The 15,262-nt window shown below is 58.1% G+C and carries 12 protein-coding genes; 7 read left to right on the top strand and 5 right to left on the bottom strand.

Translation table 11 applies throughout. The features are described 5' to 3' along the window. Positions 1-187: 187 nt before the first annotated feature. The 3 genes from KFE13_RS12945 to KFE13_RS12935 are packed head-to-tail and all read right to left on the bottom strand — an operon-like array spanning position 188 to position 2,838. Positions 188-1,477, bottom strand: a complete 1,290-nt coding sequence (locus tag KFE13_RS12945) for a HEAT repeat domain-containing protein (protein ID WP_260703529.1) — start codon at positions 1,475-1,477, stop codon at positions 188-190. Further along, the gene (locus tag KFE13_RS12940; protein WP_260703528.1) at positions 1,478-2,269 is read right to left on the bottom strand and encodes an anti-sigma factor; all 792 of its coding nucleotides are present in this window, start codon (positions 2,267-2,269) and stop codon (positions 1,478-1,480) included. Further along, positions 2,266-2,838 (bottom strand): RNA polymerase sigma factor, encoded by a 573-nt coding sequence (locus KFE13_RS12935; RefSeq protein WP_260703527.1) that lies wholly within the window; start codon positions 2,836-2,838, stop codon positions 2,266-2,268. Before KFE13_RS12935 ends, KFE13_RS12940 begins: the two co-directional genes overlap by 4 nt. Before the next feature lie 322 nt (positions 2,839-3,160). Here KFE13_RS12935 and KFE13_RS12925 point away from each other — a divergent pair, with 322 nt between their 5' ends. The 4 genes from KFE13_RS12925 to KFE13_RS12910 all read left to right on the top strand — a co-directional run bounded on the left by KFE13_RS12925 (position 3,161) and on the right by KFE13_RS12910 (position 6,995). Further along, positions 3,161-4,450 (top strand): GRP family sugar transporter, encoded by a 1,290-nt coding sequence (locus KFE13_RS12925; protein WP_260703525.1) that lies wholly within the window; start codon positions 3,161-3,163, stop codon positions 4,448-4,450. A 62-nt stretch (positions 4,451-4,512) separates the two neighbouring features. Further along, a complete protein-coding gene (locus KFE13_RS12920) occupies positions 4,513-5,532 on the top strand; it encodes a LacI family DNA-binding transcriptional regulator (protein ID WP_260703524.1) in 1,020 nt (339 codons plus the stop codon). 51 nt (positions 5,533-5,583) lie between these two features. After that, positions 5,584-6,699 carry a WD40/YVTN/BNR-like repeat-containing protein gene (locus KFE13_RS12915; protein ID WP_260703523.1) on the top strand — a complete coding sequence of 372 codons (1,116 nt, stop codon included), beginning with the start codon at positions 5,584-5,586 and terminating at the stop codon, positions 6,697-6,699. Continuing rightward, positions 6,696-6,995 (top strand): MoaD/ThiS family protein, encoded by a 300-nt coding sequence (locus KFE13_RS12910; RefSeq protein ID WP_260703522.1) that lies wholly within the window; start codon positions 6,696-6,698, stop codon positions 6,993-6,995. The genes KFE13_RS12915 and KFE13_RS12910 overlap by 4 nt, the downstream gene beginning before the upstream one ends. An 18-nt stretch (positions 6,996-7,013) precedes the next feature. Here the strand turns inward: KFE13_RS12910 and KFE13_RS12905 are convergent, their stop codons facing one another. Both KFE13_RS12905 and KFE13_RS12900 read right to left on the bottom strand, forming a co-directional pair. After that, a complete protein-coding gene (locus KFE13_RS12905; RefSeq protein WP_260703521.1) occupies positions 7,014-8,081 on the bottom strand; it encodes a phosphatidylinositol-specific phospholipase C1-like protein in 1,068 nt (355 codons plus the stop codon). A gap of 181 nt (positions 8,082-8,262) precedes the next feature. Then, positions 8,263-8,808, bottom strand: a complete 546-nt coding sequence (locus tag KFE13_RS12900; protein WP_260703520.1) for a DinB family protein — start codon at positions 8,806-8,808, stop codon at positions 8,263-8,265. Between the two features lie 373 nt (positions 8,809-9,181). Here KFE13_RS12900 and KFE13_RS12895 point away from each other — a divergent pair, with 373 nt between their 5' ends. The 3 genes from KFE13_RS12895 (at position 9,182) to KFE13_RS12885 (ending at position 15,237) form a co-directional block, all read left to right on the top strand. Next, entirely contained in the window at positions 9,182-10,051 is an 870-nt protein-coding gene (locus tag KFE13_RS12895; RefSeq protein WP_260703519.1) for an inositol oxygenase, read from the top strand. Positions 10,052-10,496: 445 nt separating this feature from the next. After that, complete coding sequence (locus tag KFE13_RS12890) at positions 10,497-13,994, top strand: TonB-dependent receptor (RefSeq protein ID WP_260703518.1); 3,498 nt, start codon at positions 10,497-10,499, stop codon at positions 13,992-13,994. A 73-nt stretch (positions 13,995-14,067) separates the two neighbouring features. Next, positions 14,068-15,237: a phosphatidylinositol-specific phospholipase C1-like protein gene (locus KFE13_RS12885; protein ID WP_260703517.1), complete on the top strand. Its 1,170-nt coding sequence runs from the start codon at positions 14,068-14,070 to the stop codon at positions 15,235-15,237. Positions 15,238-15,262: the final 25 nt, after the last annotated feature.

Below are 15,262 nucleotides of genomic sequence, written 5' to 3'. Positions count from 1 at the left end.
CCATAGCTGCTGGGTTGAGTGCTGAAATCGCGTCACCGTCGCGGACAGTCCTGCGCCAACGGGCTCAGTGTTGAACTGCGTATCGGAGACTCGCGGCTGCTGGGCAGAGAAAGCAACAGCAGACACACTAAGGGCTAGGGCAATCGCAAGATGCCTGTTCACGGGCGTACTCCTTATCTCTGAAGTGCTACTTGTTGAGGATCTCCATCATGTAGTCGGTCGCTTCCTTGTTGTGCATGATGCTGAGCTTGGTGGCGATAGCCTGCTTGAGATCAGGGTCTTTCTCGGCGCGGGCAAGCGTGACCAGCTCGTGCGCACTGTTCGAGATAAACAGACCGTCAATTGCTGCTTTCTTCGATTCAACATCGGGGCTGCTCTGGTAGGCAGCAAGGAGCGCCGGAGCGGCCGATGCTCCACCGGATGCACCCAAGTTGCGGATGGCGCGGCGGCGAAGTTCGGGATCCTGCTCCGTTGTGGCGATGGATTTGAGCTCATCGGCTCCCTTCGGACCAGCGGCGATGAAAGCGTTGATAATTTCGGTCTTCATCCGTTGATCCTTACTGTCGTGATAGAGCGTGGAGAGATCGGAGGTGGCACCCATCGCCCCAAGGGAGCGCACAGCCGATCTCACCAGTTCTGGATTCTGCTCTCCACGCGCCGCTACAAGCAGCTTGTCGGAAGAGCCGGTGACGAGATAAGACTGGAGGATCGTCCGCTTCACCCCTTCATCACTGGAGCGCTGATAGACATCAGCGAGCGTGTCAACAGAGCGCTTACCTTCCAACGCGGCAAACATACGAATGGCCTTGATCTGCAGTGCAGGATTGGACTGACCGCGGACAATCTGTTCGAGCGTCTGCTGTGCCTGCGGCGAGTTACTCTGCGTCAGCACGAAAAGTGCGCGTTCCTTAAGCCGGTCGGAGCCATTGCCGTTAAGGATCTGCTGAATAATCGGCAGAGCGCGCGACTCGTCCTGCTGCATGACAGCGTTGAGCGCTAGCAGCTTGAGGTCTTCGTCTGGATTCGACGACTCTTGCGCATTGTGGCGGCCACTCGGAGAATTAAAGCGACCACCTGTGATTGTGTGAGCACCGGCGCCTTGAATTTCGACGCGCAGAGCATCGCAATCGGTGATGTAGCGGCTCTTTGGATAAGCCTGCCCAAGACTGGAGCAGGTTTTAAGCGCACTGGAGGACTGACCCGCCTTATTTTCCGCATACGCCTTCCAGTAGAGCGCGCCGTCGGCGCGGTCGCCATGCTGCGCAGCAATCTTCGAGAAAATTGTTCCAGCATCGGCCCAGCGGCCTTCGTTAATCGCTCGCGTACCCTCGGCATACTGACTGTTGCGATCATCTACTGCGGAAATCTCTCCAACAAGCGTGATGGGTTCGCCCACAATCGGCTGAAGCGCATAAACAGTTGCGGGTGCAAAAAGTGCGGACGCAAACAAGGCTGGAAGAACAAATGTGACTTTCATTTAGATGGATACCCCTTTCGTAGCTGACGGCCTGCTCCCTCTCTGTTCCACGTCTCCCTGCACCCGGGAGCGGAGGACGCGAACTTCGAAGAGAAGGCCGTCTGTATTCATTTCTTTCTGCAACTCATCGAGCCGCGCCTGGGAAAGACCTGCTGGCTCGTTGGAAACCTCAATCAGCACGCGCTCCAGATGGTCCAGCGCATTCGCAAGCGTGGGATCGCCCGCCTGCTTGATGCTTTCGCGATAGAGCCGATTGGCAGCGAGAAGATCGCGGGCCTCAGCCTGCACCACTCCTTCCGTCGAAGGCTCAGCATGCCTCAGCTCAACGAGCAGGCGCTCGGAGCGATCCAGGTGATCGCCAAGTACAACAAGAACGACGCGCTGTTTGGCCTGCTCGCTCGCCGCATTGCCCGCAACCGCAGGCCCCTGCGTCTTATGCTGCTCCCACTGCCTTCCCGCAAAAAACGCCGTGGCAATTACCAGCAAGCATGCAGCGGCAACACCGATAGCCTTCCATGGACCAAATACCGGAAGCGAGAACCAGCTTCGTTTCTGCGGCGCTTCATAGGCGCGCAGCGAGCCGCGAATGGAGTCCCACACTCTTTGCCCATACTCTGCGTCGCGGTCCGGTGTTACCGGCGCAGCTATCTCAGACAGGTCACGCTGGATCGCTGCATAGTTGCGCGCGCATTCCGGGCACGCAAACAGATGCTGCTCCATCTCCGTGCCGGCTGATTCGCCGTAGTAGTACGCGATCAACTCTTCGTCGTTGTAGTGATTACTGTTCTTCATTGAGTGACCCGAAGCGGAGCAAGGCTGCGGCGAAGTTTCTGCACGGCGCGGAAAACAGTCTGCTTGGCTGCATTCGGAGCGATATTCAGCGCCTCCGCAATCTCTGTTGTTGAACGTTCTTCCATATGGCGCAGGACGAATGCTGTGCGCTCGGTTGCAGTCAACTTGTTCAACGCCTTCGTTTGCAGCGCCTCGATCTCGCGGCTCAACAGCGTGCGCTCAGGTCCAGCAGCGTAATCCGCAACCTGCACCTGCCGCTGCGAGGGATCGGTCTCTTCGGCGATCTGGTAGTTCGTTCCGGGTTTGCGTTTGTTGACCATATTGAGTGCGCAATTGACGGCGATGCGATAAATCCAGGTACCGAACCCGGAGCGCGACTCGAAACTTTGCAATCGTTGATAGCCGCGCATGAAAGCCTCCTGCACTACCTCGTCGGCGTCGGCCTCGTCACCGGTGATACGAAAGGCGACGCGGAAGACGTTCTGCGAATGACGAGCGACGAGAGCGCCATAGGCGTCCTTGTCTCCGGCCAGTACTGCCCGGACGATCTGGGGATCGTTCTCTTCCATTCAGCGCATTAGACAGGCAACCTTGCCCGCGGTTATGAAATTTTTTGGACCCGAACCGGAATTATGATCAAGAGGCAAGTGAAGATACTCCTGGCCGTATTTCGATTGACAGTCGTGATGCCGCTCTGTAGGGTTTTTCTTTTGAAGTAACCGCTAACTTTATGTAGGCGCGACTCCATCTCGCAAAACGAGCCATAAGGAACACTTCATGGATTTTGCTACGAAAACAAAGGCTGTGATCACGGACAGCCACTTTCTGGTGCCTTTTTTCGTGCTGGTAGCCGGTATTGCCCTGCTGGTCTGGATTCACTAGGAGTAAGGAATGGCAAGCGTCGTACAGAAAGCAACGCGGCACGGCATGTCGCTGCATGGGCTGGGTGTGATCTGCGGTCTTACGGCCGGGGTCTGGCTGGGAGCCGCCGAAGCGCCCACGAAGCTGGTGAACGCCGGCTTGTCGCCCTTCGCCGTCTCACTCTGCATGGTTGCGGGCGTCTTTACCGCTCGCTGGACCTTCCCCACTCTTCTTAAAGGGACCAGCTATGTCTTCGCCGACCTGATGGAGAAGAAGCACCTCATTGTATGGGCGTTGCTGGCTGGAGCACTCTGGGCAGTCGCTAATACGCTGACCGTCTTTGCCATCCGTGATGTTGGTCTGGCCATCGCCTTCCCGCTGTGGAACGCGAACTCTCTCATCGGTCTCTTCTGGGGTCGCGTACTGTTCAAGGAGCTGGCAGGCGCCAGCCCGGCCAATATCGGCAAAGTCGTCCTCGGCGGAGTCGCCATCGTCATTGCTGCCATCATGCTCGGCTTCAGCACGCTTCATGGAGACACCACCATGGCCCAGCACGCCGGGCGAGGCATCCTCGCCGCCATAGGGGCCAGTTTCATGTGGGGGACGATGTATGTTCCCTACCGTAAGGCCTACATCAGCGGTATGAATCCGCTCTCCTTCGTGACGGCCTTCACCGTCGGCGAACTGGGAACGGTCTTCGCACTCACGCTTGCGCTCGATGGCGGCCTGCACTCGCCCTCGTTTAATCTCTTCCATCACCACGGCCTTGTCTTCTGGCTCTTCCTTGGCGGATTCGTCTGGGTCATCGGCGATCTCTTCCAGCAATTCGCCGCCAAATATCTGGGCATCGGGCGCGGCATCCCACTCTCGAACACCAACCAGCTCTGGGGACTGGCCTGGGGAGCGCTCGTCTTCGGCGAGCTCGCCGGAGCCGACTCCAGACACAGGCTTCTTGTTCTCGGCGGGTCAGTCATCATGATCCTCGGAGCTCTTGCTATTGGCACGGCTGTGGCCTCCGCCCGCGAGCACACCTCGCAGAACGAGGCCGTCCTGCGCGAGTGCGAGCGCTACGGCCTGGACTACAACCGCACCCTTGCCTCGCAGGCAGGCGACGAGTTCGGGGACCGCTCCGAACGCCGTCGCTGGTGGGACTACGCCATCGTCTCTGCCGCCACGGGAGTCTTCCTCTGGCTCGGCGTCCGCGCCGTCGTTCCTCCGCTGAACATGAATCTGATGTGGATCGGCGTCCTGGGAGTCCTACTGTTCGTCAGTCTTGTCATAGGCGGATGGAGCCTCTGGCGCAGGACAAAATTCTGCTGATCTGCCTCAGGCAGGAGATTGTTTCCCCTCCCTCCGCGAGAAAACGGTAGGATGGCTTAGTTATGGCAGTACGGCTCAAGGATATTGCGCGCGACCTGGGCGTCTCGGTCGTCACCGTCTCGAAGGTTCTGCGTGGCAACAAGGACATCGGCGAGGAGACCCGCCGTCGCGTCCTCAAACGCATGAAGGAGCTGAACTATCAGCCCAACATGCTTGCTCGGGGGCTGGCCAGCGGCAAGACCTACACCGTCGGACTCGTCGTCCCCGACCTCGTGCATCCCTTCTTCGCCGAGTTCGCCAAATCGCTCAGCAGCGTACTCCGAACCAGCAATCGCGCCCTGATCCTCGCCTCATCGGAAGAAGACCCCGAGATGGAACGTCAGGAGATCCGCACTCTGCTGCGCCGCGGCATCGATGTCCTGCTGATTGCTTCCTGCCAGCCCAGCCTGCGCAACTTCTACGAGCTGGGTGACGAGCGCACGCCGTACCTGCTCTTCGACCGCAACTTCCCTCACCTGGCGGCTCACTTCGTCGGCTCCAACGATGTTCTCGTCGGCGAGATGGCCACGAAGCATCTCATCCAGTCCGGCAAAAAGCGCATCGCCCACATTGCTGGGCAGAACACCAGTCCCGCCTACGATCGTTTGCGCGGTTACCGCAATGCGCTCACCGAAGCGCGTCTCCCCGCGCCTGAGGAGTACGTCATCGTCTGTAACCGGCTGGAGGAAACAGGCGACGTCGCCGGAGCCAAAGCCATGCAACAGCTTCTTGCGCTGCCCGAGCCACCCGACGCGGTCTTTTGCTACAACGATCTCTCGGCCATCGGGGCCATCAACGCTGCACTGGCTGCCGGCTTACGTGTCCCCGAAGACATCGCCCTCATCGGCTGCGGCAATATGCGCTACAACGATTATTTGAAAATTCCTCTCAGCTCCATCGACCACAACACGGCCGAGCTCGGCCGCCTGGCTGGAGAAATGGCCCTGGATCTGGTCAATACCCCGGAGCAGCCCCCAAAGAGTATTCTGGTACCCCCCACTCTGGTGGCGCGAGCCTCGACGCTGGGGAAGCAAGCCTCATAACGCGGCTTTGATCCGATCGGCCGCGCATCATCTTCCGAGAGGGCAGTCCTGATGAGCAAAGTTCGAGTTCTGGTTGGCACGCGCAAAGGCGCTTTCATCCTTACATCCGACGGCAAGCGCGAAAACTGGCAGGTGAGTGGGCCGCACTTCGCTGGCTGGGAGATCTATCACATGAAGGGCTCTCCGGCCGATCCGAACCGCATCTATGCCTCGCAGTCCAGCAGCTGGTCCGGGCAGGTCATGCAGCGTTCCGATGATGGCGGAGCAACCTGGAAGGTCGTCGGCAACAACTTCGCCTACGATGGCGTTCCCGGAACGCACCAGTGGTACGACGGCACACCGCATCCGTGGGAGTTCAAGCGCGCCTGGCACATCGAGCCTTCACTCAAAAATCCCGACCTCGTCTACGCGGGCGTTGAGGACGCGGCCATCTTCCGCTCCACCGACGGCGGCCAGAACTGGCAGGAGATGCCCGGCCTGCGCAAGCACGGATCCGGCCCACATTGGCAGCCCGGAGCAGGCGGCATGTGCCTGCACACCATCATCCTCGACCCCAGCGACGAAAAGCGCATGTACATCGCCATCTCCGCAGCAGGCGCCTTCAGAACCGACGATGGCGGCGAGACCTGGAAGCCCATCAACCGCGGCCTGCGGTCGCAGTTCATCCCCGATCCCGATGCAGAGGTCGGCCACTGCGTCCACCACATCGCCATGCACCCCGGCCGCCCCGGCGTGCTCTTTATGCAGAAGCACTGGGACGTCATGCGCTCGGACAACGCAGGCGACCAGTGGACCGAGGTGAGCGGCAACCTGCCCACCGACTTCGGCTTCGTCATCGACGTGCACGCGCATGAACCGGAAACGATCTACGTGGTCCCCATCAAGAGCGACAGCGAGCACTATCCGCTCGACGGCCAGCTACGCGTTTACCGCAGCCGCACCGGCGGCAATGAGTGGGAGCCGCTCACGAAAGGCCTTCCGCAGAGCAACTGCTTCGTCAACGTGCTGCGCGATGCCATGTCCGTCGACTCGCTCGACAAATGCGGTATCTACTTCGGCACGACCGGCGGACAGGTGTACATGTCGCCCGACGCAGGCGATAGCTGGACGCCCATCGTGCGCGATCTTCCCGCCGTGCTCTCGGTCGAGGTGCAGACGCTGGCATGATCGTGCGCGTACAACTGCCTACTCATCTGCGAACGCTGGCGCAGATCAAAGGCGAAGTCGAAGTCACAATCGAAGGCGCTGCGACACAACGCTCCGTGCTCAACGCACTAGAAGAGGCCTACCCGATGCTACGCGGCACAATTCGCGATCAGGCAACGCAGCAGCGACGAGCCTTCATGCGCCTCTTCGCCTGCGAACGCGATCTCTCGCACGAATCCCCCGACGCTCCGCTCCCTGCAGAAGTCGCGACAGGAGCCGAGCCGCTGCTGGTCATCGGCGCGATCGCAGGCGGTTGAGACCCGTTTCGCTGCCTTCTATTTTGCGCAACTGGCAACGACTGGGTTGCAGCGAAAGCCCCCGGCAAAGGGCTGAACCTGATAGTCGTTGCCATAGATATTCGGTGACTGCGGGTAGTCGGTCGAGATGATCTGTGCACCGCTGGCAAGCGTCGCATCTTTGCGATGCACATCATCATGGCGAGCCTCCCACGTATCGATATCAGCCCGAGACCGCACAATATAACCCTTCCGGACGAGATCAGAAACGCGACCGGGCTTGGCCAATGCGTTGTCGACCATGACAAAAGCCGTGTGCTTCATGCCGGGCAGTCCCTGCACAAAAGCGACACGCCCCTCAAGCGAATCATGTCCCTCAAGATAGGGTGCAAAAGCTTTGAGATTCAGACCAGGCACAAGAAACAGAAATAGAAATTTGCCGCGCACCGCGGTGACCTGTGGCCACGCATTGGCCAGCGCAGCCCCCTCAAGCGTGCTGTGCTTGCCGCGCAGATCATCCGGCGTGAAGAGCCGGTCGCGCCCGAAGACCGAGAGAATGTCCGCATCCACCTCGTCGAAGGCCGCCTTGTCGAATGCGCCTACAGCGCTCGCACCCGGGACAACCTTCTCCAGCCCCGACAACTTCGGCTCCAGCAGGATGAAGACAGGACTATGGCCGGGATTCGCGTCAGACCACTGACGCAACAGCGTAAGGCACTGATGAAATCGCGGACACTGGCTGCGGAAGTCTACATCGGCAAGATGAAAGACCTTCATGCCAGGCTGACGAAGTTGCTCCTCATAGATGGGCGCCAGATCTTTTTCGCCCGCCTGGCGCAACTCCCGATAGGGAAGCGGATTGGCGTACAGTCCTCCCTGTGGATCGGCCTGCAGATCGAGCTCAAGACTGCGCACGCCAGCCCGCAGCTGCATCTCGAGTGGCGCCTGGATGTAATCCAGCGCATCCGTAAAGCTGTCCGTCAACGGATTCGGGTGTTCCTCTTTCATGACAGCAGCCTGATCAGGAGGCATGTTCTTCTGCATACTCTCGAAGAGAGGCTTAAGGCGCGGCCCCATTATCTTCATCACGCGCGGGTCAGCTGGCATTTGGTAGCTGTTATGCGTGCCAACGACCTGAATCTGATTCAGTCTCAGCCCATCACTGCTCTGTGCGCACATGGATGAAGAAACAAGGCACACAACGATTGCCGGTAAAGCGAAACATAGTTTATTGGTGATCACAGACCCATCGTATGCACCGCGTGTAAGGAACACGTAAACGACGCTGTTATTTCACGCCCTTCTCCGGGTTCCACGATCCCTGCTCTTTACGGACGAAGACGATCTGCCCAATGTGGTAAGCATTATGCGCACCGACGTGGGCAAGCAACGATGCCTTATCCGAAATCTTTTTATCGTCGGCAGCTTCGACAGCCTTCTCCCACTCCGTCAACACCTGGTCCAGTTCGTGCACGAGAGCAGACCACTGGGCGGCATCGAAGTTGTTGAATGTCTCGTCGTTGTTGCCGCTGAAAGCCGGTGGTTTCTCCCCCTTGAAGCTGGCCAGCTCAGTCTTATTCCAGAAGACGAGATGATATGTAAGCTGTCCGACGGAATGATTGCCCTTGCCGTCGGTCCACTTGGCCTGTTCGGCAGTCAGTCCTTCGACGGCAGTATTGGCCGGAACAAACCATTGCGCCACATTATGTGTACTGCGAAGCTGTTCCAGCAGAACGCCCCTCAATGTGGTGGGCGGCTTAGGTGCCGGCGTTTGCGCCGTCAATGGAAGACTGAGTGCCGCAACGGCAAGAATCGACAGCATACTTTTTCGCATATTCGCAAACATCTCCTCTATTCAGCTTTAGGGCTGCATGCCAGTTTAGAGAGCACATATGAGGAAACAGGACCGCAAGATCCGTTTTCGATGCGGATTGTGACGAACTGCAATTCCACAGAAGAGCCCGAATGGAATATGAGCCGTTTCACCGATCTCCCAACATTCCAGAAGCTATGTGGTTGACCGGAAGCACTTTCGAAGAAAAACATTGGCATGGCAGAAAACAGGCGCCTGGCCACGAATCACGATCTGAGTCCTGTACCTCGGGACCTTCGGGAATTTCTTCCACCAGGTGAAGCTTTTTTCGCTTGCCAGCCGTCTTACATGGAGCCTATAGTTAGCGGTAACTTTGCGGTGGGCCGCACGGAGGATGGAAATGGCGACGACAACACTGGCACCCAATGCTCCCCTTGGAAAAGACATGGAGGAGTGGGACGAGTTTCTGCAGGGCCGCTACAAAGAAGGCAAGAACGAAGAGGAATTTCGCCAGTACGACGAAAAGGCCAATCCCGGCGTCGCTGAATTCTACCGGCTGAACCACCACCACCAGACCTTCGACTACGTAATGCAAAAAGAGAAGGAGTACTTCAGCCTGAACAAGGGCATGAAGTCCATCTGGGAGGCTGCCGAGTTCCTGAATACGCTCGTCGATGACAGCGACCCGGATACGGATCTCACCCAGATCGAACACCTGCTGCAGACCTCCGAAGCCATCCGCAAAGACGGCCACCCCCGCTGGTTCGTCCTGACCGGCTTCATTCACGACCTCGGCAAAGTCCTCTGTCTCTGGGGAGAGCCGCAGTGGGGCGTCGTAGGCGACACATTCCCCGTGGGTTGTGCCTACTCTGACAAGATCGTCTTCCCCGAATACTTCAAGGCGAACGCCGATTACGCCAACCCGAAGTACAACACCCAGTGCGGCATCTATGAGCCAAACTGCGGGCTGGACAATGTGCACATGTCCTTCGGCCACGATGGCTACATCTATGAAGTGATGAAGCCTTACCTGCCCGATTCGGCGCTCGCCATGCTGCGCTATCACTCGTTCTACGCCTGGCACCGCCATGGTGCCTACCAGCACCTGATGAACGAGAAGGACAAAGAAAGCCTTCACTGGGTCAACCAGTTCAACCCCTACGACCTCTACTCCAAGGGGCACACCAAACCAAATATGAAGGAACTCAAGCCCTACTACGACGACCTCTTCGCCGAATTCTTCCCCGAAAAGATCGCCTGGTAGTTCCAGCCTGAATACCAATAAAAATCCCTCGGATACGCAATCCGGGGGATTTTTTTGCCGTTTTTGTGACAAGGTCACGGAGCGTTACCGCTTATTTACTTGAGATTGATCTTGCCCCGGCAAAATAGGCTTACGCAAATGAAATCTTTTATCAGACTGCGGCAGCGCTGAACATGCCGGCATAGGCAAATCACGTTGACGCTAAACTTAGCAGCAAACAACGACAACTATATATTTTTCAATATTTTCCATCTAACTCTCTGCGAATTACGTTAGCGATATAGTTTGTGAAAATTTATTGACAAAGCAAACATTGCACCAGTACTGTTGCGCCGTCCACATAACTCATTCACTCATGGCCTGAAAAAGGCTAATCCGTGGACTATGGCCCAACAACGATCAAAGACGGGAAATAAACGACTTACCGAATACGAGAGGCAAATCGATGAACGCTGACCTTCATTTGAAGTCCGAAAAGGATGGACAATCTCCCAGCCAACGAAACCCGCTGCACCCCATCTTCGGTGCAGCCTGTGTATGGATTCTCACCCTGGTTGCAGCCCTGCTGACAGGCAGCATGCCAGCCTATGCGCAGTTTGAATCGGCATCTGTGCTCGGCTACGTGCACGATGCCTCCGGAGCAGCCGTTCCCAATGCCAATGTCACCCTGACGAACGTTGGGACAGGTATCAAACAGACGAAGCAGACGGACAGCGAAGGCAGGTACGAGTTCGCCAGCGTCCAGATCGGCAACTACCAGGTCACAGCCGAGGCCCAGGGCTTCAACCGCACTGTGACTGAAAACTTTGCTGTGCTGACCAACGCTCGCCAGCGCGTCGACGTCTCCCTGAAGGCCGGCTCCGTCTCCGAAGAGGTCACCGTCACCTCGGCCGCGGCGCTGCTCGACACCGAAACCAGCTCCCACTCCACCGTCATCGGTACCAAGCAGGTCGAAGACCTCCCGCTGAATGGCCGCTCCTACGCCGACCTCGTTCTGCTGGTTCCTGGCGCACGCAAGTCGCTGCTTGAGAACAATGGAACCTCCAGCCGTGAAGGCTCCTTCAACATCAACGGTCTGCGATCGGCCTTCAATAACTATCTGCTGGACGGTCTCGACAACAACAACTACGGCACCTCCAACCAGGGCTTCGCTAACGAGAATATTCCGCCCTCGCCCGACGCTGTCAGCGAGTTCCGCGTCGAAACGAACAACTACTCGGCCGAATACGGTCGCAACCCCGGCGCCGTCATCAACGCCGCAGTCCGCCGTGGCACCAACCAGTTCCACGGTCGCGCCTGGGACTACATCCGCAACACCAGCTTAAACGCCATCGGCCCATTCAATGCCGCCGGCGCCACCAAACCCAAGTTCATCCGCAACCAGTTCGGCGGAACCTTTGGCGGCCCCATCTGGAAAGACCACACCTTCTTCTTCGCCGACTACGAGGGTGTGCGGCAGATCTTCAACAACGCCAATACGACCTCGACGCTGCCTTCGGTCAACCAGCGCAACGGCCTGTTCTACCTGAACGACAACGCAACAAACCCGAACAACGCCATTCCGCTCACGAACCCCATCACAGGCAAGAAATACCTGGGACAGATCCCACTTGCGGACATGACGCCTTTTGCCCGCGCGGTGATCGGTGCGCTGCCCACGCCCAACAACTCAGCAATCCTCTCCAACAACTACGCCATTACCCCCCGTGGCATCATCAACGACGACAAGGGTGACGGACGCGTCGATCACACCTTCAATGACCACTGGACCATCTTCGGTCGTTACAGCCAGCACCAGGGCTATCTCTTCGATCCTCCAGGCATCCCAGGACGCGCAGGCGGAAACTCCAACGGCAACGTCAACATCAAGAACAAGAACATCGCAGGTGGTGCCACCTGGACGATCTCGGCCAACAAGCTGCTCGACATCCGCTTCGGCTGGTCTAAGAACGAGGGTGGCAAATTCCCCATCGGTCAGGGTCAGAGCTCGATGCTCGTCGAGAATGGCATCACCGACGGCCTGCCCACAGCTCCGCTTGTCGTCCGCTCTCTAAACGCGCAGTCGGTCACCGGCTACTCGCAGTTCGGCGCACAGTCCTCGAACCCGCAATTCCAGAACCCAACCATCTACAACCCCAAAGCCAACTTCACCTGGATCAAGAGCAAGCACTCCATGAAGTTCGGTTATGAGTGGCAGGCCGTCAACACAGTCCTCAATGACTTCAACCCCAGCTACGGCCAGGACAACTACCTCGGTCAGTACTCTGCCGACAAGACAACCAACGGCGGCAACCCGCTCAACACCAGCATCGCAAGCGGCGCTCCATCGCTTAGCTCGCAGTTGCAGCAGGCGCAGAACCTCGCCGACTTCATGTTCGGCAACCGTTCCGCCTACTCCATCACGACCTACGCCGTCGTCAATCTGCGTCAGCGTTACAACTTCATGTACTTCCAGGACGACATCAAGATTTCGCCCAAGCTGACCATCAACGCTGGTCTGCGTTATGAGATCGTGACGCCGCAGTACGAGAAGGACAACCGCCTCTCGAACTTCGATCCTTCGACGAAGTCACTGATTCACGCCCGTTCCGGCGGCGTCTACAGCCGTTCGCTGGTCAACACTCCGCTCAACAACTGGGCTCCTCGCTTCGGCTTCGCTTACTCAGCTAACGACAAGACGGTCATCCGTGGAGGCTACGGCATCGTTTACACGCAGTGGAACCGTGCAGGTGGCGAAAACAATCTCACCTACAACGGCCCCGACGTCGTCAACGCCAACATCTCTCCGCAGGTAGCACCGACAGCGGCTTCGCTTTGCCAGAACGACACGCAGCTGCAATCCACCTGCTTCCGTCAGACACAGCAGGGTTATGCGGCAAACCTCACTACCGCGGCTTACTTCAATCCGCTCAACGTTCTTTCACGCTATATTCCGAAGAACCTCAAGACCGGTTACGTACAGCAGTATCAGTTCGGTATCCAGCGCCAGCTGCCTTATGGCATCACCGCTGACCTGGCCTACGTCGGCAACAAGAGCACCCACATGCAGATCCTGGCCGACTACAATCAGGGCACTCCGTGCCGTGGTGCTGGGTGCGCAACAAGCCTGCAGCCTCGTCGTCCGATCTCAAACTTCGCCGGCATCGAGGTGGCATACGGCGGTGGCTCGGCCAACTACAACTCGCTCCAGTTCAAGCTTGAGAAGCGCGCCACCAAGGGCCTCTACCTGCTGAACTCCTTCACCTGGAGCCGCTACTTCGATATCTCCTCGGGACACCTCGAGACCTCGAACGGCGACACCTCGCGCGTCAACTTCGCCAATCCAAGCCGCGACTACGGCCCGGGCGGATATGATCAGCCTCTCGCCGACACCCTCTCCGTCGTCTACGACCTTCCCTACGGTCACGGACATCACTGGGGCGGTTCATCGGGACGTCTGACCAACACGGTTCTCGGTGGATGGCAGCTCACGCTGATCAACACCATGACCAGTGGCCTTCCGCTCAACATCACCTACTCGCTCTCCAACAGCAACCCGATGTATGTCTCCGACCTGGTGAACTATCGGCCCTACCGTGTGGCCGGTCAGTCCATCTACGGCGCAACCAAGACCAAGACGGCGACCGCCCTCTCGGGCTACTTCAACAACAGCGCCTTCGTTCTTCCCACCGACGCGTCGATCACTTCGGCCGATCCCTGGGGCAACGCATCGCGTAACCTGGGACGTTCCAACGCCTTCTATCAGGCCGATCTCGGCCTGCATAAGGCATTTCCGCTCTGGAGCGATACGTCGAACTTCGACTTCCGCGCCGAAGCATTCAACGTGCTGAACAAGGTCAACTACATGGGCGCCAACACCACGTTTGGTGGTTCCAGCTTCGGCCAGATCACCAGCAACTTCCCAGCTCGCCAACTGCAGCTCGCCGCGAAGATCATCTTCTAGGCGCTGCTGCACCTTACCTTCGAGCGGCGCCGTTACTGTACGGCGCCCTCATTTTTTGTACGAAGATCGTTACATGCTGAAAGGAACAAGGATGATTCACAGTGCATGGAAGACAGCGGTAGCAGCCTCGGCCGTATCCGTAGCAAGCCTCGCCGGTGCGCAGCAAACCACGCAGGCAGCGCAGGACAAGATCGTTCACATCAACCAGATTCAGGTGATCGGATCGCACAACAGCTATCACGCCGGCTTCGCACCCAGCGAGCGAAAGTATATGGAGATGAAGAACCCCCGTGCGCTCCGCAGCCTCGACTATCGCCACGCTCCGCTGCCCGATCAACTCAGCTCCGGCGTCCGTCAGATTGAGATCGACGTCTTTGCCGACGCGAAAGGTGGCCGGTTCGCTCACCCCAAAATCGACGACGCCGTCGTCAAAGCCGGACTTCCCGCCGATCCCGACTTCGATCCAAATCACGAAATGGACAAGCCCGGCTTCAAGGTCATGCACATGCAGGACATCGATCAGCGCAGCACCTGTCACACCTTCGTCGCCTGCCTTACTGTGGTGAGAAGTTGGTCGAAGCAGCATCCCAACCATCTGCCCATCTTCATCCTCGTCGAGACCAAGGAAGGCGATATGAAGGAGATGCCCGAAGCCGTTAAGACCGAGCCGTTTACATCTGAAGTCTTCGACGCACTCGATGCCGAGATTCGCTCCGTCTTCAAGCCCGCCGAGATCATCACGCCGGATGTCGTCCGCGGCTCCGCAAAGACGCTGGAAGCCGCTGTTTTAGCCGGTGGCTGGCCCACACTCGCGCATGCACGCGGCAAAGTCATCTTCCTGATGGATCAGCACAAGGTCACTTCCATCTACGCCAAGGGACACCCTTCGCTGAAGGGACGCATTCTCTTCACCAACTCCGACCCCGGCCAGCCGGAGACAGCCTTCATCGAACAGAACGACGGCACGAAGGAAGCCATCGATGCGCTCGTCAGCAAAGGCTATCTCGTCCGCACACGCACTGACGAGGGAACCGAGGCAGCACGCACCAACGACACACGGCGCCGCGACCTTGCACTCTCTAGCGGAGCGCAGATGATCAGCACCGACTACCCTCCGGCTGAGCCATCACAGTGGACTCCATTTGTGGTGAAATTTCCCGATGGCCTCGTTGCACGCTGCAACCCGGTCAACAAGCCCACCGGCTGCGTCGACAGCCTGCTTGAACCATCGACAAAGAATTAACGTTCCGCAAGCATCCGGAAAGCTG

Origin of the sequence: Edaphobacter flagellatus (assembly GCF_025264665.1) — a bacterium.
GTDB classification, from domain to species: domain Bacteria; phylum Acidobacteriota; class Terriglobia; order Terriglobales; family Acidobacteriaceae; genus Edaphobacter; species Edaphobacter flagellatus.
This window is presented reverse-complemented; position numbering and strand designations above follow the sequence as displayed.